The 17,171-nt window shown below is 64.9% G+C and carries 17 protein-coding genes; 12 read left to right on the top strand and 5 right to left on the bottom strand.

Features of this window, described 5'->3' with window-relative positions:
• Entirely contained in the window at positions 1–1,842 is a 1,842-nt protein-coding gene (locus ACYQ3J_RS01515) for a phosphoenolpyruvate carboxykinase (GTP) (protein ID WP_460124591.1), read from the bottom strand.
• A gap of 118 nt (positions 1,843–1,960) precedes the next feature.
• Positions 1,961–3,268, bottom strand: coding sequence for a BPG-independent phosphoglycerate mutase family protein (locus ACYQ3J_RS01510; protein WP_460123521.1), 1,308 nt, complete (start codon positions 3,266–3,268; stop codon positions 1,961–1,963).
• A gap of 162 nt (positions 3,269–3,430) precedes the next feature.
• On the opposite strand from ACYQ3J_RS01510, the gene ACYQ3J_RS01505 reads away from it, so the two are divergent.
• The 6 genes from ACYQ3J_RS01505 (at position 3,431) to ACYQ3J_RS01480 (ending at position 8,677) form a co-directional block, all read left to right on the top strand.
• Positions 3,431–3,673 carry an Lrp/AsnC ligand binding domain-containing protein gene (locus tag ACYQ3J_RS01505; RefSeq protein WP_460123518.1) on the top strand — a complete coding sequence of 81 codons (243 nt, stop codon included), beginning with the start codon at positions 3,431–3,433 and terminating at the stop codon, positions 3,671–3,673.
• 171 nt (positions 3,674–3,844) lie between these two features.
• Positions 3,845–5,245, top strand: coding sequence for a TiaS agmantine-binding domain-containing protein (locus tag ACYQ3J_RS01500; RefSeq protein ID WP_460123515.1), 1,401 nt, complete (start codon positions 3,845–3,847; stop codon positions 5,243–5,245).
• 316 nt (positions 5,246–5,561) lie between these two features.
• On the top strand, positions 5,562–6,107 hold the full coding sequence (locus ACYQ3J_RS01495) for a 2-oxoacid:acceptor oxidoreductase subunit gamma family protein (protein WP_460124588.1): 546 nt from the start codon (positions 5,562–5,564) through the stop codon (positions 6,105–6,107).
• A gap of 111 nt (positions 6,108–6,218) precedes the next feature.
• Positions 6,219–6,518, top strand: a complete 300-nt coding sequence (locus ACYQ3J_RS01490) for a 4Fe-4S binding protein (RefSeq protein WP_460123512.1) — start codon at positions 6,219–6,221, stop codon at positions 6,516–6,518.
• 7 nt (positions 6,519–6,525) lie between these two features.
• Positions 6,526–7,737, top strand: a complete 1,212-nt coding sequence (locus ACYQ3J_RS01485) for a transketolase C-terminal domain-containing protein (protein ID WP_460123509.1) — start codon at positions 6,526–6,528, stop codon at positions 7,735–7,737.
• Entirely contained in the window at positions 7,721–8,677 is a 957-nt protein-coding gene (locus ACYQ3J_RS01480; RefSeq protein ID WP_460123507.1) for a 3-methyl-2-oxobutanoate dehydrogenase subunit beta, read from the top strand. Before ACYQ3J_RS01485 ends, ACYQ3J_RS01480 begins: the two co-directional genes overlap by 17 nt.
• 44 nt (positions 8,678–8,721) lie before the next feature.
• Here ACYQ3J_RS01480 and ACYQ3J_RS01475 read toward each other — a convergent pair whose 3' ends face one another.
• Together ACYQ3J_RS01475 and ACYQ3J_RS01470 are read right to left on the bottom strand one after the other, a co-directional pair.
• The gene (locus tag ACYQ3J_RS01475) at positions 8,722–9,561 is read right to left on the bottom strand and encodes an ABC transporter permease (RefSeq protein WP_460123504.1); all 840 of its coding nucleotides are present in this window, start codon (positions 9,559–9,561) and stop codon (positions 8,722–8,724) included.
• A gap of 7 nt (positions 9,562–9,568) precedes the next feature.
• Entirely contained in the window at positions 9,569–10,561 is a 993-nt protein-coding gene (locus tag ACYQ3J_RS01470) for an ATP-binding cassette domain-containing protein (protein ID WP_460123501.1), read from the bottom strand.
• A gap of 189 nt (positions 10,562–10,750) precedes the next feature.
• Between ACYQ3J_RS01470 and purB the strand changes: the two genes are divergently transcribed.
• The 3 genes from purB to ACYQ3J_RS01455 are packed head-to-tail and all read left to right on the top strand — an operon-like array spanning position 10,751 to position 14,595.
• Positions 10,751–12,100, top strand: coding sequence for an adenylosuccinate lyase (purB, locus tag ACYQ3J_RS01465; protein ID WP_460123499.1), 1,350 nt, complete (start codon positions 10,751–10,753; stop codon positions 12,098–12,100).
• A gap of 16 nt (positions 12,101–12,116) precedes the next feature.
• Complete coding sequence (locus ACYQ3J_RS01460; protein ID WP_460123496.1) at positions 12,117–13,136, top strand: adenylosuccinate synthetase; 1,020 nt, start codon at positions 12,117–12,119, stop codon at positions 13,134–13,136.
• A 13-nt stretch (positions 13,137–13,149) separates the two neighbouring features.
• Positions 13,150–14,595 (top strand): NAD(P)/FAD-dependent oxidoreductase, encoded by a 1,446-nt coding sequence (locus ACYQ3J_RS01455; RefSeq protein WP_460123493.1) that lies wholly within the window; start codon positions 13,150–13,152, stop codon positions 14,593–14,595.
• 31 nt (positions 14,596–14,626) lie between these two features.
• Here the strand turns inward: ACYQ3J_RS01455 and ACYQ3J_RS01450 are convergent, their stop codons facing one another.
• Complete coding sequence (locus ACYQ3J_RS01450; protein WP_460123490.1) at positions 14,627–15,340, bottom strand: phosphoribosyltransferase family protein; 714 nt, start codon at positions 15,338–15,340, stop codon at positions 14,627–14,629.
• A gap of 166 nt (positions 15,341–15,506) precedes the next feature.
• Here ACYQ3J_RS01450 and ACYQ3J_RS01445 point away from each other — a divergent pair, with 166 nt between their 5' ends.
• From ACYQ3J_RS01445 to purQ, 3 genes are read left to right on the top strand one after another with little or no spacing between them, the layout of a single operon-like run.
• On the top strand, positions 15,507–16,247 hold the full coding sequence (locus ACYQ3J_RS01445) for a phosphoribosylaminoimidazolesuccinocarboxamide synthase (RefSeq protein WP_460123487.1): 741 nt from the start codon (positions 15,507–15,509) through the stop codon (positions 16,245–16,247).
• Complete coding sequence (purS, locus tag ACYQ3J_RS01440; protein WP_460123484.1) at positions 16,247–16,531, top strand: phosphoribosylformylglycinamidine synthase subunit PurS; 285 nt, start codon at positions 16,247–16,249, stop codon at positions 16,529–16,531. The genes ACYQ3J_RS01445 and purS overlap by 1 nt, the downstream gene beginning before the upstream one ends.
• A complete protein-coding gene (gene purQ / locus ACYQ3J_RS01435) occupies positions 16,503–17,171 on the top strand; it encodes a phosphoribosylformylglycinamidine synthase I (RefSeq protein ID WP_460124585.1) in 669 nt (222 codons plus the stop codon). Before purS ends, purQ begins: the two co-directional genes overlap by 29 nt.

Below are 17,171 nucleotides of genomic sequence, written 5' to 3'. Positions count from 1 at the left end.
CTACCTCCGGTCGAGCTTGAAGGGCGAAATCTTATCCCCGTACCTCGACAGGGCCTGCTTCAGCCTCTCCCTCTGCCTCTTGAGCTCCTCCAGCGCCTCCCTGGGCGTGTCGGGTATCTCCGTGTATATCTTGAGTATCCTCTCCACCTTCTCTAGGTGCCTGCGGACCCTCACGGCGAACTGCTTCTCGTAGTCCTCCTCGCTGTACTCCTTGCCGAGCTCCCTTTCGAAGAGCCTCTGGAGGTCGGGGTACGTTGGTATGAGGCCTGTGGGGGTCTCCACGGCGTCGGCCTCGCCGTGCACCCGGAGGTCTATCCACTTCAGCCACACTCTCTTGTCCCTCTTGCTGTTGAGGTACCTCCCGTTCTCGTCCCGGAGGAAGTAGTTGACCCCGTATATCCTCGGGGGCCTCTCAAGCTTCTCCGCGAAGTCTAGGTGGAGCTTTATGAACGCTCCGATGGATATGGGTAGGAAGTCGAGTATGGCGAAGGGGTTGAACTCTACCACCCCCGCCTTGCCGAGGACTGCGCTCGTCTTCTCCGACTCGAGGGCGGCGGCCTTCGTGGCTATGCCGTGGAGCCAGTTGAAGGCCTCCTCCACCGGGGCCCAGGTGTCGGGGTCCCTCCCGCCGAACACCATGGCGTGAACCGGCACCCCGAGGGGGTCGTCTACCCTCGGGTCGAGGTGGGGGAGGGCCCTGAGGGAGAGCGTGAACCTAGCGTTGGGGTGGCTGGGCCTGACCTCGGAGCCGTCCTCCCCCCTCTTGCCCGGCCACCACTCGCCCTGGTAGTTCACCCCGGGCTCGGGTGGCTCGGGCCTGCCGTTCCACCAGGGGATCCCGCTCCTGGTTAGGAGCACGTTGGTGAATATCACCTCGTTCCCGGGGTCGGTTAGGGCCTTGTAGAGAACCGGGTCGTCATCCGGGTTCACGCCGTCTATAATCCCGAACATCCCCGTCTCGGGGTTGACTGCCCTCGCCTCCCCGTCCACGGGCCTGATTATGGCCAGGTCGTCCCCAACAATGGTGTCGGCTGTGAACGCTGTGGAGGTCTTCCCGCAGCCGGCGGGGTAGGCTCCGGTTATGTAGGTCACCCTCCCCCCGGGCCCCCTGACGCCTGCGATGAACATGTGCTCGCAGAGCCAGCCCTCCCTGTAGCCCTTGTAGATGCAGAGCCTGAACATGGGCTTCTTCATGCCTATAGTGTTGCCGCCGTACTGGGTGTTGGCTACGTAGACCGAGAACCCCTCTAGGTCGATGTAGATCCTCCTCTTGTCAATGTTCTTGGCCCACCCGTTCTCATCCCTCTCCCCCACGGCGTGGAGGAGCCTGGCGTACTCCAGGTTAGGCGCCCTCTCCCTGAAGACGTCGTAGCAGTTCCTGTAGAGTATCAACTCGTTGTGGACAACGTAGGCCGAGTCGGTCGCCTGCACCGCGTGGAGAGTGAAGGGCGACCCCTTGGGGCCGAAGCAGAAGAAGCCGAGGAACAGCTCCCTACCCCTCATTATCCCCCTCATGATCCCCTTGATCTCCTCGAGCCCCTCCCTCCTATCCATGGTGTTGATGAACGGGATCCTTGCCCCTCCCTCCACGAGGATCCTGGTGTTCCTCCTATCCCTAGCCAGGTCCCTGGGGCCGTCGAAGTGGACGGTGTGCCTCGGGATCCTTGTGGGGAGTTCCTCCCTGTTCTCCAGAGCCCTCCTCCTCACGTACTCGTAGTCCCCGGGGTCGTCGGTGACCACGTAGACGCTCCTGGGCTGGAGAGTCTCGATTACACTGGCCACCCACCTGTGCAGGCCGGGATCCCGGATTGCTAGGAGCCTCTCAAGCATCCGGTCATCCATTCTCTCGCTCAAAACCTCGTAAACATCCCTCACGGGAGCCTCCAAAGCATCCAACCGGAACCGACACCCCGGAGGGCTCTTAGCCCCCCGGGGACCCCTTGTCGAGGGGTTAAAAGGGTTAACCCCCCAGGATCCCCTGGGACCAGTTGGGTAGCTTCTTCAGGGCGAGCGGTATAACCTTCCACCCGCCCTCTATCACGCCCAGCGTCCCCGACTGGCAGATGCGCTCGTCGAACCTGCCGGGGCCGTCGATGTAGTAGTCCTCGTAGCTTATCAGCAGCGGCACCGGGTCGGCGCTGTGGGCCTTGAGGGTCCATGGGGTTGCGTGGTCCGACGTGATTATGAAGGCTGTGTCCACGTCGAGGTTGTCCAGCAGCGTCCCGAAGAAGTACCTGTCTATGTCCTCTATGGCGTCGACCTTCTTCTCGAAGTCCCCGTCGTGCCCCGGCTCGTCGGGGCCCTTGAGGTGGACGTAGACTAGATCGTGGGACCTGAGGGCCTCTATCGCCTTTACCGCCTCCTCCCTCAGCACGTCCCTCCTGTCCCTGCCCTCCACCTTCACCGGGACCTCGTCCATGCCGATCGCCCTCACTATCCCCCTCTCCACCGGCATCTCGACGATGCTCGCAGCCCTCAGGCCGAACTTCTCCCTGAACGGCTCCGCGGGGGGTAGCCTGTCGCCGGCGTCCCTGATGAGGACTGCGTTGGCGGGCGGGAGCTTCTTGCGCCTCCTCACCTCGTTGATGTGGTGCCTGTCCAGTATCTCCAGGGCCTCGTCGATGAACTCGTTAGCGAGTTCCGCGGTGAGCCTGGCCTCGGGCGTGTCCTCCAGCGGCTCCACCCTTGCGAGGAAGGGCTCGTACTTCTCCCTCGCCACCGACATGTAGCCCCTCCTCTCGTAGGCCGGGTCGCTGTTGGAGACCATCCCGCTCAGCCGCGACCTCCTGTGGCCCAGGACTAGCACGCCGCGGTGGCCTATGGTAGCCTTGAACCTGGCGTAGCCCTCCCCGCCCGCGAGCTCCATGCCGTCCAGAGCCTTGGCCAGCTCCCTAGCCTCCTCGCTACTCAGGCTCCTCCCCACCCTCCTGTCGAGGATCCTCCGCGTCTCCGGGTCTATGGTGGCGAAGTTCGCCCTGAACGCGACCTCGCCCTCCCTGAACTCGACTCCAGCCCCCAGGGCCTCCAGCGGCCCGCGGCCAGTGTAGTAGCGGGAAGGCTCGTAGCCGAGGAGGCTCATCACAGCCATGTCGCTCTCGGGGGCAATGCCGCGGCCGACCACGTAGAGGAGGCCGCACTCCCCGTGCGCCGCGAGGGAGTCGATGTTTGGCTTGCTAGCCTCCTCCAGCGCCCGCCTCGGAGCCTCAAGGTTGTCAGCAGCCCCGTCGAGGACCACGAACATTATCCTAGGCCTCCTAGGCCTAGCCACGCCTGAACACACCGGGGTGGGTAAGACGGGGGAGCGGGTAAAATTAGACGCGGCGGCGCACTAAGCCGCAGCCTCCAGTGGGGGGTGTGGATGTATTAAAATAACGCTTAAATCCCGCCTGGATAGAGCACTATACTTCAGCATAGGATTGGGTGGAATGCCGTGCCCCAGGCGATAATAATGATCAACGTCGAGGTCGGGAAGGAGAATGACGCCTTCGAGAAGCTCTCCAAGCTCAACGAGGTCAAGGAGATCTACATGGTCTACGGGGTCCACGACATAATAGCGATCGTTGAAACCAAGAGCCTCGACGACCTCAGGAAGCTGTTAACCGAGAAGATAAGGAAGATGGATGAGGTTAAGGACACCCTCACGTCTATAGTCGTGAACTACAGGAAGAAATAGCCGCCAGCCCGCAAGGGCTTACTTACCATGCCGCTTCTTTCAAGGCTCCACGCATAGCTGAGGCTTTACCGCGCCGGCTAGGAGCCCTCCCCCCGGGTGCCCGGGGGCCTTGCCTCTTGAAGGGGCCTGCCCCGGTACCCTGGGGGCGCTGGCTGGAGAGGGATCCCGGCCTTGAACATCGTAACGCTAGCGTTTGACGACGTGGACAGCCCGGATGGCGGGTGCACTACCCACTTCGCCGCCCTCTTCCTCGTGGAGGCCTCGAGGCTGGCGGGGGTTGAGCTGCTCGACTACCCGCTCCTGGTCAGGCTGAACCCTGGGATCCCGTGGAAGACTAGGGGCAACGCTGCGGTCGCCGTGAGGCTGCTCGTCGAGAGGGACCCGGCTGACTTGTGGGAGCTCGCGGTGTCGATGGCGGAGGAGTACAGCGTCGGGAGGGGGTGGTGGCGGTGGAAGTGGTTCGGCGTCGCGGCTTACCCTGGGGAGGCGTGGCGGGATCCCAGGCTCCGCTGGCTCTACCGCAGGGCCCTCACGGGAGTCGTGACCCGCGACGTCGCCGAGAACGCTGCTCGTGGGGCGAGATTCACGGGGGGCCGGGGGGTGGTGGGGGCCCTCGCAGCGCTCGCAGCCCTCGCCCCCGGGGAGGACTACACGTTCGAGCTCACCGCGTACAGGCAGCCCTGGCTCTGGGGGCTGCCGAGGTGCGTGGTCGAGGGCGGTGAGGCACTGAGGGTGGAGGCCGGGATCCCGGCGTGCGCATTCAACAACGTCTCCCCCGAGGGCAGGGTGGTCGCCGCGCCCCGGGGGCCCGACCCGGTGCTCGCCGGCTTCCGGGGGGACTGCCCGGGGTACCTGGGCCTCTACTCCAGGCTCCTCTGCGAGCCCCCAGCGCTCTGGGTCCTCTACAGGAGCAACCAGCACACCGACGCCCACGGCTCCCCCCTAGGGGAGGTGAGGCCCTACAACGCGGGCAGGATCCCGGGCCACGTCGCGGAGCCCCCCGAGAGGATCCCGGGCGGCCACGTAGTCGTTAGACTCGACACCCCGAAGGGCCTCGTGGACGCCGCGTTCTACAGGGAGACCGGGCCCGTGGCTAGGGCGGCCTCGCTCCTGAGGCCGGGGGACTCGGTGGTCGTGCAGGGGACGGTGAGGCCCTACGCCCCCCGCGGGATCCCGACGATAGCAGTGGACAAACTCGTCGTGCTCAGCCTCGCCCCCGAGTGGAGGAGCGTCGCCCCCAGGTGCCCCAGGTGCGGGGCTAGGATGAAGAGCATGGGGAGGGGGAAGGGGTACAGGTGCCCCCGCTGCGGCTACCGCGACCCCCACGCGAGGCCGCTCAGGATCCCGGCGCCCCGGGGGCTCTCGCCGGGCGTCTACACGCCCCCACCCGGGTGGATAAGCCACCTCACCGCCCCGCCGTGGAGGAGGGCTAGGCGCGACCCCCCACGGAGGCCCGCGTGGGGGGAGGTCCTCTCAACCCAGAGCCACCCCCCTGTTTCCAGTGGAGCCCACCAGTCAACCCTCCCTGCACCCCCACACCCCCCGGCTTCAAGTGGACCCGCCCAAGCGTAGGGGCAGCCTGTCCGGCTGGGTTGGAAGGGCTCAGCTATAGCGTTTGTATAACTGTAAACACCCTGTTTACAGTGCCGCCTGGAGGCCCGGGGTCCTTGGAGTTCCAGGGGCTACCCTCCCCTAGTGAGCTCCACTGGAAGGAGGGGGGTGCGGGGGCGGCCATGGAGAGGCAAGGGGACCCCTCGGTTTCCAGTGGAGCCCACCAGGCGGCCCTGGGCGGCAGTGGAGGGGCTGCGGGGGCTTTGCCCGGGTAGCGTGCCGCTATACTGTTAAACTCCGCCCACCCCGGAGGGGTGGAGGGAGGAGTCCAGGCTTGATGGTCGAGGTGCGCTTCCACGGGAGGGGCGGCCAGGGGGCTGTGACGGCCGCCAACCTGCTCGTCGAGGCGGCGGTGCTCGAGGGGAAGTATGCGCAGGCGTTCCCCCACTTCGGGGCTGAGAGGCGTGGGGCGCCCGTCGTGGCTTTCGCTAGGATAAGCGACAGGCCGATAGACAGGCACAGCCAGGTTAGGAGCCCCGACGTCGCAGTAGTCCTGGACCCGGTCCTCTTCAGCCTGGTGGACGTAACGGAGGGCCTCAAGCCGGGGGGAGTCGTCGTGGTCAACTCCCCCTCGAGGCCCCGGGAGCTCAAAGCTGGCAGGGTGGTCTGCGTCGACGCCACGGGGATAGCGAGGAGCCTGGGCCTAGTCGTGGCCGGCTGGCCGGTGGTTAACACCGGGATCCTCGGCGCCCTAGTCAAGGCGACGGGGCTCGTGTCCCTAGAGTCGGTGGTGAAGGCGATAAAGTCGAGGTGGCCGGGGAGCCTCGGGGAGGCGAACGCCGAGGCCGCCACGCGGGCCTACGAGGAGGCGAGGGAGTGTTAGGATCCCGCCTGTCCGGTTCACTCCTTATAAAACCCTTTATTCAAGGATTTGCAGGGCGCACTATTTAAACGCTGGCTGGCTCGGTGGAGGGGAGAGCGGTGGGGGTTGCTAGTGGGCCAGCGGAGCCTGCCGGTTAACGTGGAGGAGCCGAAGACGTTCTTCTACGCCCCCCTATCCAGGCCCGCCCCCGGCTCCTCGGGCAAGACGGGGACGTGGAGGGACTACAGGCCGGTGGTTGACGAGTCCAAGTGCACCCGCTGCCTCCTCTGCTGGCTCTACTGCCCCGAGGACACAATACTCCGCAGGGAGGACGACATGGTCTACGTTGACTACGAGTACTGCAAGGGTTGCGGGATATGTGCCAACGTATGCCCGGTTGACGCCATAAAGATGGTTCCCGAGGAGAGGTGACCCAGGAGTGCCCGTACTCGCATTGACTGGGAACAGCGCCGTCGCCCACGCGGTTAAGCTAGCCAGGGTTAAGGTGATAGCCGCCTACCCGATAACCCCCCAGACCACGATAGTGGAGAAGCTCTCCGAGATGGTTGAGAAGGGCGAGCTCGACGCTAAGCTGATCAGGGTGGAGAGCGAGCATAGCGCCCTCGCGGCGGTCTACGGCGCAGCCTCCGCGGGGGCGAGGGCCTTCACCGCCACCGCGAGCCACGGCCTCCTCTACATGCACGAGGTCCTCTGGTGGGCGGCGGGGGCGAGGATCCCGCTCGTCATGGCAGTGGTCGCTAGGGCCATAGGGCCCCCGTGGAACATACACGTCGACCACCAGGACTTTATGGATCAGAGGGACACCGGCTGGATCATAGCCGTCGCGCAGGACAACCAGGAGGTGCTGGACCTCACCCTGCAAGCCTTCAGGGTGAGCGAGGATCCCAGGGTCTACCTCCCATTCATGGTGGCCCTCGACGGCTTCATACTATCACACACCACCGCGCCGGTCGACGTGCCGGAGCAGGAGGCGGTGGACTCGTGGCTCCCGCCCCGCAGGCAGCCCTACGTGATAGCCCCGGAGACCGGCGTCTCCATGGGTAACATAGTGCCTGACGAGGACTACTTCATGATGAGGCTCTCCATCCAGGAGGCGATGAACGCCGCTAAGACGGTGATAGAGGAGGTTGACAGGGACTACGGGAAGACTTTCGGGAGGAGCTACGGCGGCCTAGTAGACTGCTACAGGTGCGGGGATGCAGACTACTTCATCGTGATAACTGGCAGCTGGGCGGGGGAGGCGAGGATAGCGGCCGACCAGCTGAGGGAGCAGGCCGGCGTCAAGGTTGGCGTGGCCAGGGTCAGAGTGGTGAGGCCGTGGCCCGAGGAGAGGCTGAAGGAGATCCTGGGCAGCGCTAGGGGCGTCGTGGTCTTCGACAGGGCGGTGAGCTTCGGGGCAAAGGGCCAGCTCTTCACGGACACCGCCGCGAGCCTCTACGGCTCCAAGGTCAGCCTGAGGGGCGTGATAGCAGGCCTCGGGGGCGTAGACGTGGCCGCCGAGGACATGGCCCCCGTGGTTCTCGACTTCGTGGAGAGGGTGGAGGAGCAGGGGTTCGTGTACGAGCCCACCCATTGGCTTCTCCCACCCAAGTACAGGAAGGGGGTTGAGAGGGTTGCCCGTGAGGCTTAGGGACCTCCCCAGGCGGAGGTATGGGATGCCCGGGAACGCCGCGTGCCCCGGCTGCCCCGAGACCATGGGGCTGAGGTATGTTAAAATGGCGCTCGGCGACAACGCGGTCCTCGTGATACCGGCGGGTTGCAGCAGCGTCATACAGGGCTTCGCCCCAAGGAACGGGATAAACTTCCCCGTCCTCAACATAGTCTTCGCCGCGGCAGCTGCCTCGGCGGCGGGCATGAAGGCCGCGTTCGAGGCCCTGGGCAGGGGCGACGTCCAGGTGGTTGTGTGGGCAGGCGACGGGGGCACGGGTGACATAGGCTTCCAGGCGCTGAGCGGCGCCGCGGAGAGGAACGACGACATAATATACATCTGCGTCGACAACGAGGCCTACATGAACACGGGGATACAGAGGAGCAGCCTCACGCCCACGGGCGCGTGGACGACCACGACGTGGACCGGCAAGAGGGAGCCGAAGAAGAACCTCCCACTCATAATGATAGCCCACGACGTCCCCTACGTCGCCACTGCGAGCGTGGGGTACCCCCAGGACTTCATAGAGAAGCTCAGGACCGCCGCGAAGATCAGGGGGTTCAAGTACATCCACCTACACGCCCCCTGCCCCGTCGGCTGGCGCTTCGACCCCGGCCTAACCCCGAAGGTTGCGCAGCTAGCGGTGCAGACGGGCCTCTGGCCGCTCTACGAGTACAACCAGGGCCGGTTCAGGGTGAGCCCCTTCAGCAGGCTCTACATGAAGCCCGAGAGGAGGGTGCCCGTCGTTGAGTACCTGAAGCTGCAGGGCAGGTTCAAGGTAGCCCTCAAGAACCCAGAGCTGGTCAAGGCCATCGAGGCTGAAGCGGAGAGGATGTGGCGCTGGATAGAGGTGCTAGAAAAGAGCCTCAACCCAGCCGAGGACGCCAGGAGGATCGTTAAGGGGCGGCAGCCGCCCCCCTAAACGCCGGGCCCCGCGGCTCGATGCCCGCGGGATCCCTCCCCTTCCTAGGCTTCTCTGAGCCCGCGCCTGGCTAGGGCGTAGCCTGCTATGGTTAGCAGCGCAGCGGCGCCGGCTAGGTAGGCTAGGCTCGCGACGGGATCCTCCACCTGCTTTCCGATGAGGAAGTACCTAGCTAGATCCGCAGCGTGCGTTATCGGGTTCACCGCCGCCAGGGATTGCAGCCAGCTCGGCATCTGCTCCCTGGGGAAGAGGGCGCTGGAGGTGAACATGAGCGGGAGGTTGGCTAGGTTCACGATCGAGAATAGGACTTCGTGGTTGTCCACGTTGAACGCTATCCCCGTGAATATGGAGGATAAGCCGAGGCTTAGGAGCGCTATGACCGCCCACGTCGTTGCGAGGTCCAGGATCCCCAGGCCGGGCTTGAACTCGGCTCCCATGCCGTAGGCCACGGCTAGGAGTATGCCTGATAGCACGGTTATCCTGAATATGGTCCCGAGGACCTTCGACATGAATATGCTGAGCCTCGGTATCGGGGCGACGAGGAGCCTGGTCAGGTAGCCTATCCTGCGATCGAATACAACTCCTATGGCCCCACTCATGCTCTGGAAGAGGGCGAAGACCGCCAGCATGCCTGTGGCGACGTAGGTGAAGTAGTCGGTGGTCCCGAAGAGCCTCTCCACCGCCCTGGCGACCGCCTCCCTGATAGCCGCGGCCATCCTCGGGTCTACATTCGCCCCCATGGAGTTGAGGATGTTTAGTATGTTGAAGCTCTTGCCGAAGAGCGCTATCCAGAATATAGGCGTCACTATGCTCATGGCCAGCACTGCTCTGCGGTTGACCCACTTGAGGACCTCTCTCTTGAACAGCACCAGCGTGGCGCCCACGCCTCTGTCACCCCCTAATCCTCCTCACCATCCTCCGGAACTTGAAGGTGTCCACGCGCTCCTCCCCGCCGGCCAGCCTCTCGCCGGTGAGGCGTATGAAGACCTCCTCGAGGGTGGGCTTAGCTATGCTTATGGACTTCACCTCGAAGCCACTGATCACCTTGGCGATGGCTGGCAGGATGTTCTCAGCCTTGCTGACCGTGACGGCCACGGAGCCGTTTACTATTGAAGCGTTGAACCCGGCCGCCTTCAGCGACTCTAGGAGGCCCTGCAGAATGGCCGGGTCGGCTGGCTCGATGTAGACGGTGTCGCCCTGCACCCTTGACTTCAACTCGTCCGGGGATCCCGTGGCGACTATCCTGCCCCGGTGTATTATGGCCACCCGGTCCGAGAGCCTCTCAGCCTCCTCCATGTAGTGGGTGGTCAGTATGATCGTGACCCCCCTCCTCTTCAGGTTCTCTATGTGCCTCCAGAGAGTCCTGCGCGACTGGACGTCGAGGCCTAGGGTTGGCTCGTCTAGGAAGAGCACGCTGGGCTCGTGGACCAGGCTCATGGCTATCTCGAGCCTCCTCCTCATCCCCCCACTGTACGTCGCCACCTTCCTGCGGGCGGCGTCGAGGAGGTCGAGCTCCTCCAGCACCTCCCTAGTCCTCCTCCTGGCCTCGCCGGCGCTCAGCCCGTAGAGCCTGGCCTGTATGTAGACGTTGTCCCAACCCGTCATCTCGTCGTCGGCGGTGAGGTCCTGCGGCACAAGGCCTATGACCCTCCTAACCCTGCCGGGATCCCGGGTCACGCTGTAACCCTCGATCAAGGCGTCCCCGCTAGTCGGCCTGAGGAGCGTGCTAAGCATCTTGATCGTCGTAGTCTTCCCGGCCCCATTGGGGCCGAGTAGGGAGAAGAGCTCGCCCCTCCTAACCTTGAATGAGACGCCATCCACCGCCTTAACGCCGCTGGGGTAGACCTTCGTCAGCCCCAGGGCCTCCACGGAGTACACCGTCATGTATCGGACCCAGATACATCACCCGGGTGCAAGCCCGACTTATAAGGGTTTCTACCTAAAAGCGCAGGGAAAGTTGCGTCGCCAATGCAACGAGTCCATTGCATTGAATGCTGGGAAACGTATTGGCATTAGGTTACAGCGTAACAATTAAAAGAGCCCGCGGGCAGGCCGGGTTCGTAGGATAGCGTTATGGACCCGAGGAGCGTGTGCGTCCTCGACTGGCGCTACGGCTCTGAGGAGGTGCGCAGGCTCTTCAGACCGGATAGCATGGTGAAGAGGTACATCCTCGTCGAGAAGGCCCTGGTTAAGGGCCTGGCAGAGGCGGGGCTTGCCCCTAGGGAGTGCGCCGAGCTGATAGACAGGTGCGCCGACGACATCACCCCCGGGGAGGTATACGAGCTGGAGAAGAAGACGGGGCACGACATCTCCTCGCTCGCCTACCTCATGGGGAAGCGCTGCGGGGAGTGCGGGAGGTACGTCCACCTGGGCGCTACGAGTTATGACATAGTCGACACCGCCTGGGCCCTCGCGTTGAGGGACGCGCTCTCCATAATAAAATCCAAGCTCAGGAGCGTAGTAGAGGCGCTCGTCGACCTCGCGCTGAAGTACAGGGACCTCGTGATGCCTGGCAGGACGCACGGCCAGCACGCCCTCCCAATAACTCTTGGCTTCAAGCTAGCGAACTACGCCTACGAGCTCGCCCGCAGCTACGAGAGGCTCTGCGGCGCCGAGGAGAGGGTCGTGCTCGGCAAGATGGCTGGAGCCGTTGGAACAATGGCTGCCTGGGGCGGCAGGGGGCTCCTGGTTGAGGAGAAGACTCTGGGCATCCTCGGCCTCAAGCCACACAGGATCACGACCCAGGTGGCTCCACGCGACGGCTTCGCGGAGCTAGTCTCCGCCCTGGCCATAATGGGATCCCAGCTCGACCGGCTGGCGCTCGAGGTCAGGGAGCTGAGCCGCCCGGAGATAGGGGAGCTGTACGAGGCGGTGGAGAGGGTCGGGAGCAGCACGATGCCCCACAAGCGGAACCCCGTCACGGCGGAGCGCATCTCGGGCCTGGCCAGGGTGCTGAGGTCGCTAACGGTGGCGGCGCTAGAGAACATAGTCTTGATGCACGAGAGGGACCTCACGAACAGTAGCTCCGAGAGGATCCTCATACCGCACGCCATCCTAGTAGCCGACCAGATGCTGGAGGACACTAGGTTCCTCCTCAGCCACCTCGGAGTAGACCCCGAGGCGGCTAGGAGGAACCTCGAGCTAACCCGGGGGCTCATCATGAGCGAGGCCGTGATGGTCAAGCTGGTCGAGAAAGGCGTGCCGAGGCACGAGGCCCACAGGCGCCTAGTCGAGATCTCGAGGAGGGCGGCGGCTGAGGGGAAGACCCTGGCCCAGGCGCTCCTCGAGGACGAGCTCGCCTCGAAGCTCCTCTCCAGGGAGGAGGTGGAGGAGTTAATGGATCCCTCCAAGTACCTGGGGAGCTACGACGCCCTCATACGGAGGGCGGTTGACTACGCGAGGAGCGCCGTCTCCAAGTGCTGAGCGGGGTGCTGCCGGGGTGCCGCTCGGGATAGTGGTCGGGGGCTTCTTCGGGGATGAGGGTAAGGGGAAGATAGCAGCGTACCTAGCCCTCAAGGACAAGCCCGCCGCGGCGGTGAGGTGCGGCGCCGTCAACGCCGGCCACACGGTGGTCTACAATGGCAGGGTGTGGAAGCTCAGGGTCGTGCCCTCCTTCTTCGTCAACCCGTCCACGAGGCTCATGGTCGCCCCCGGCGCGCTTGTCAGGCTGGACGTACTCTTCAGGGAGGTAGAGGAGACAGGCGTCAGGGGCAGGTTCCTTGTCGACGCGAACACTGGGGTGATCGAGGATAGGCACGTCGAGGAGGAGAGGAGGAGCGCCCACCTCTCGGGGAGGATAGGCTCCACGCTCCAGGGCGTGGGCGCGGCGATGGCTGACAGGGTGCTGAGGAAGCTCAAGCTGGCCAGGGACTACCCCGAGCTCAGGGGCATGCTGGGGGACGTCGCGCTCGAAGTCAACGAAGCCCTGGACAGGGGGGAGCTGGTCTACATCGAGGGGACGCAGGGGACGTTCCTGAGCCTCTACCACGGCACCTACCCCTACGTCACCAGCCGGGACACCACCGCCTCAGCCTTCGCCTCCGAGGTCGGGGTGGGGCCGAGGCGCGTCGACGAGGTTATAGTGGTGTTCAAGTCCTACGTGACTAGGGTTGGCGGGGGCCCGCTGCCGGGCGAGATCCCGCCCAAGGAGGCCGAGAGGAGGGGCTGGCTCGAGAGGGCCTCGGTGACGGGAAGGCTCAGGAGGGCCGCCCCGTTCAACTTCGACCTAGCAAGGAGGGCGGTGATGCTCAACTCGGCCTCCCAGGCCGCGGTCACGAAGCTCGACATACTCTTCCCCGAGGCCCGGGGGGTCAGGGAGTGGGAGAGGCTCCCCAGGGAGGCCCGGGCCTGGGTCGAGGAGGTGGAGAGCCAGCTCGGGATCCCGGTCACCCTGATCGGGACCGGGGAGGGGGCCTTCGACGTCGTCGACCGCAGGCGTGACCTGGGCTTGGAGTGGTGAGGGGTGGAGAGCCGTGGCTGGCGAGTTCGACGTGGTGATAGTCGGGGGAGGCCCAGCGGGTCTCTTCGCGGCATACGAGATCGCCGCGCACGCGGGGGGCAAGGTCAGGGTCGCCCTCGTTGAGAGGGGTCTCCGCGCGGCGCAGAGGCGCTGCCCGATGTTCGACTTCAAGAAGAAGCTGAGGATTCGGGAGTGCGTTGCCTGCACCCCGTGCCACGTGATGCAGGGCATAGGCGGGGCGGGGGCGCTCAGCAGTGGAACCATAAACCTCAGGCCAGACGTGGGCGGGGACCTGGACAGGCTCCTAGACAGCTGGGACGAGGCGCAGCGGCTCATAGACTACGTTGACAGCGTCTTCGCAGCGTTCGGGGCGCCCGACGCCGTCTACAGGATAAGCGACGAGGAGTCCTCCGAGCTAGAGAGGCTGGCCGCCCGCGCCGGGGCGAAGTTCATACCGACGCCCCAGAGGCACATGGGGACCGAGAACACTGTGAAGGTGATAGAGAACATCACCAGGTTCATAGAGGAGAGGGGGGTGAAGGTCTACACCCTCACCCAGGCCCACGACGTCGAGCCGGGCGAATCGTGGATAAGGGTCAAGACAAGCAGGGGGGAGTTCAAGGCGAGGTACGTCATACTAGCTCCCGGGAGGAGCGGGGCGGACTGGTTCGCCCAGCTCGCTAGGAGGCGGGGGATAGAGACGGAGCCTGGCCCCCTAGACGTTGGCGTCCGCGTCGAGGTCCCAGCGTACATCACCGAGCCGATAACCAGGATCGTTAGGGACCCGAAGATAATCATGTACACGAGGGTGTACGACGACAAGGTCAGGACTTTCTGCGTCAACCCCAACGGCTTCGTGGTGGAGGAGAGGTACCCCGACGGGACCGTCGGCGTGAACGGGGAGAGCTACATGGCCGTGAAGTCGAAGAACACTAACTTCGCCCTGCTCGTGACGCTCAGGCTCACCGACCCGATGGAGGACACGATCGAGTATGGCAAGAGCATCGCGAGGCTCGCCACCAAGCTCGGGGGCGGGAAGCCGATAATCCAGAGGTTCGGCGACCTCGAGGCGGGGCGTAGGAGCACGTGGAGCAGGGTTGAGAGGAGCGCTATCGAGCCGACTCTGAAGAGCGTCACCCCGGGCGACATAGGCATGGCCTACCCGTACAGGGTGGTGGCGAACATAATCGAGGGCCTGGAGAGGCTCGACAAGATAATGCCCGGAGTGGCGTCCCCCCAGACGCTCCTCTACGCCCCCGAGATCAAGTTCTACAGCGTCAGGGCCGTGGTCTCCAGGGAGCTGGAGACCAGCCAGCCGAACATATTCGCCGCGGGCGACGGCGCCGGGCTCTCGAGGGGCATCAACGTGGCCGCGGCGACGGGAGTGATAGCGGCTAGGAGCGTGCTCAGAAGGCTAGGCGTGGACGTCGATGAGGACCGGGGCGTAGAGGCGCGCTAGGGCAGCAGCGCCCCAGCCACGGCGGGCGTAGCTAGGTTATTTCCAGGAATGCGTGGAGACTCCTCACCCCCAGGCTTCTGAGCCTCTCGCGCCACGTAGTCCCTAAGGCTATCAGGGTCACGGCGGCCTCGACCCTCGACCCCGCCTTCTCGACGCCCCGCGCGAGCGCCTCGAACGTCACCCCCGTGCGGGCAAGGTCGTCGACTAGGAGCACCCTGGAGTTGGGGGGCATCTTGGATTTCGGGATGTAGAAGACCTTAGTCCCGAACGGGGGCTCCCCCGCCTCGGCCCTGATGTACTCCTTCATGGGGCTCTCGGGGTTGCGCCTCGCTATAACCAGCGGGGCGCCTAGGGAGAGGCTGATAGCCGTCGCCAGGGGCACGCCTATGGTCTCCGCGGATAGCACCACGTCCACCCAGCCCTTGTACCTTGACTCCACCCAGAGCGACGCCAGGTTCAAGACTAGGGGGTCTAGCACCACGTCCTCCAGGTCCGCTATGCTCCCCATAGTCTTCAGCTTCGACGTTATGACCTGGGCCAGGTTGACGGCCTCCAGCACCCTGTTGATTATCAGGGCCGCCTGCGCCGGGCTCGGGATCCTCGAGCCCGTGGCGTACTGGGCCAGCGCGGACCTGGGGATCCCCAGCATCCCCTCGAGCTCCCTGTAGCTGAAGCTCTGGTGGAGGAGCCTCAGGACCTCTGCCGCCCTCACTTGAGCCTTGACCGTGTCCAGCCGCTTAGCCACGGCGCACACCCTTTTACTTAACCCAGTAAATGGGTGAAGAGTTGCAATTAAACCCCTCCACAAGGGGCGGGGTGTATTTAAGCTTACCCTAGAAGGGTGTATAGAGGGGAAAACGTTAAAGGGGGACCCCCCGCCGGCTTTACTTGAAGGAGGTAAGTAGCCGGGCATGCCGGGGCTTGGCTCGCATCCTAAGCTCATCTACGAGGGTAAGGCGAAGAGGGTCTTCCAGGCCGGCCCAGGCGAGGCTGTGCTCGAGTTTAAGGACGACGTGACGGCGTTCAACGGGCGCTTCCACGACACCGTCCCCGGGAAGGGGGAGCTCTCGGCCCTCCTCTCGGCCAGGCTCTTCGAGCTGCTCGAGGAGTCCGGCGTGGAGACGCACTACCTCTGCTACGAGGGCGGGGCTAGGGTGCGTGTGAGGCTGCTGGAGGTCCTCCCCCTGGAGGTGACGGTGAGGAACTACGTCTACGGCAGCATGGCTAAGCGTATACCGCTGGCGAAGCCCTTCACCCCCATAAAGCCGGCGCTGGTGGAGCTGCACTACAAGGACGACGCGCTCGGCGACCCCCTGCTCCACCCCCGCGACGCCGTCATCGCGGGCCTGCTCAGCGAGGAGGAGCTGGGGGAGCTGGAGTCTCTGGCGTTGAGGGTTAACGACGTCCTCACTGGGTTCTGGGCTGAGAGGGGGCTCACCCTGGTCGACTTCAAGATCGAGGTCGCCAGGGGGCCCGGGGGCTTCGTGGTGGTTGACGAGATCAGCGGGGACACGATGAGACTCGTCGACGGGGAGGGCAGGCACTTCGACAAGGAGATCTACAGGAGGACGAGGGACACGCGGGCGCTGGCCTCCGCCTATGCCAGGCTCGTCGAGCTAGCCGGCCGGCCGTCGAGGAGGTGCGGGGCGTGATGCCTGTCTACAGGGTGCTCCTGACGGTGTTCTACAAGAAGGGCGCCCGGGACCCGGAGGGGGAGACGCTCGCCCACGAGTTGAGGGCACTCGGCTACAGGGACGTCGAGGATGTGAGGGCGGGCAAGGCGTTCGCCTTCACGGTGGAGGCCGGCGGCAGGGAGGAGGCGTCGAGGAGGGTGCTGGAGATCGCCGGGAAGACGAGGCTCTACAACCCGGTGGTCCACGAGGTAGAGGTGGTCGTGCTTGGCGAGAGTGGCGGTGCTGAAGTTCCCAGGCACTAACTGCGAGGAGGAGACTGCTTACGCCGCGAGGGAGGTGGGCAGGGTAGAGGCTAGCGTGGTGTGGCACGAGGACTTCAGGTGGAGGGGGTGGGACGCTGTAATCCTCCCCGGCGGCTTCAGCTACGGCGACTACGGCAGGGCGGGGTTGATAGCCTCCTGGAGCAGGGCGGCGGGCGAGGTGAGGGAGGCCGCCGACAACGGCGTCCCCATCCTCGGGATTTGCAACGGGTTCCAGGTCCTCACGGAGGCAGGCCTACTCCCCGGGAGCCTACTAGCCAACGAGGGGGGCTCCTTCGTGGCCCGCTGGCTGAGGGTGAGGATCCACAACCCCCGGGGGCCCTGGCTCCTCCTAGCCAGGGAGGGCGAGTGGTACTCCATGCCAGTAGCCCACGCTGAGGGCAGGTTCTACGCGGGGGACCCGGAGGGCCTGCTCGCCGGGCGCCCCTGGCTCGAGTACGACGAGAACCCGAACGGCAGCGTGGCCGGCGTGGCGGGCCTCGGCAGCCCCGACGGAGCGGTGCTAGGCCTCATGCCCCACCCCGAGAGGGCCTCGTTCCCCTGGCAGCCCCCACCGGGCTTCGACGCCGGCGGCAGGGTGGTGTTCGAGAGCATAGGGGAGGCGCTGAGGAGGGGGTGGTAG

This window comes from Stetteria hydrogenophila (assembly GCF_054657575.1).
The sequence above is the reverse complement of the archived record's forward strand: the minus strand, read 5'-3'. Positions and strand labels throughout refer to the sequence as shown.

Coding starts and splice junctions, on each gene's coding strand:
- ACYQ3J_RS01515 (WP_460124591.1), bottom strand. CDS start 1,842: ATGGATGACCGGATGCTTGAGAGGCTCCTAGCAATCCGGGATCCCGGC.
- ACYQ3J_RS01495 (WP_460124588.1), top strand. CDS start 5,562: ATGGTCGAGGTGCGCTTCCACGGGAGGGGCGGCCAGGGGGCTGTGACG.
- ACYQ3J_RS01470 (WP_460123501.1), bottom strand. CDS start 10,561: ATGACGGTGTACTCCGTGGAGGCCCTGGGGCTGACGAAGGTCTACCCC.
- purB (WP_460123499.1), top strand. CDS start 10,751: ATGGACCCGAGGAGCGTGTGCGTCCTCGACTGGCGCTACGGCTCTGAG.
- ACYQ3J_RS01445 (WP_460123487.1), top strand. CDS start 15,507: ATGCCGGGGCTTGGCTCGCATCCTAAGCTCATCTACGAGGGTAAGGCG.
- purS (WP_460123484.1), top strand. CDS start 16,247: ATGCCTGTCTACAGGGTGCTCCTGACGGTGTTCTACAAGAAGGGCGCC.